Below are 533 nucleotides of genomic sequence, written 5' to 3'. Positions count from 1 at the left end.
TGGCCGAGCGGGGCGAGCAGGTGCTGCAGACCCAGTCCTTCGGCTATGCGCTGCGGGTGGCGCCGGAGGCGGTGGACGTGGTGGAGTTCGAGCGCCTGGCCGGGAGGGGGCGGGCCGAGCTGGCCGCGGGCCGGCCCGAGGCCGCCGCGGCGGCTCTGGGGCGGGCGCTGGAGCTGTGGACCGGCCCGCCGCTGGGCAACGTGGCCTGCGGGCCTTTGCTGAGCACTTATGCGCTGCAGTTGGAGGAGCAGCGGTTGCGGGTGCTGCAGTTGCGGATCGAGGCCGAGCTGCAGTTGGGCCGGGAGCGGGAGCTGGTGGGCGAGCTGCGGAGCCTGGTGGCGGAGAACCCGTTGAACGAGTGGTTCAACGGCCAGCTGATCCGGGTGCTGCACGATGTGGGCCGGCGCAACGAGGCGCTGCAGACCTATCAGCGGCTGCGGGTGCTGCTGAGCGAGGAGACGGGGTTGAGCCCCTCGGTGGAGCTGCAGCGGATCCATCAGGGGCTGCTGGAGGAGGACCGCGTACTACCCTGA

1 protein-coding gene is annotated in these 533 nt (G+C 72.0%); it reads left to right on the top strand.

The window, feature by feature from the left end:
• Positions 1-533: AfsR/SARP family transcriptional regulator (locus tag D459_RS33405; protein WP_017596727.1), on the top strand; the 533-nt coding region annotated here is incomplete at its 5' end.

This window comes from Nocardiopsis potens DSM 45234, assembly GCF_000341105.1.
Lineage (GTDB): Bacteria > Actinomycetota > Actinomycetes > Streptosporangiales > Streptosporangiaceae > Nocardiopsis_A > Nocardiopsis_A potens.
This window is presented reverse-complemented; position numbering and strand designations above follow the sequence as displayed.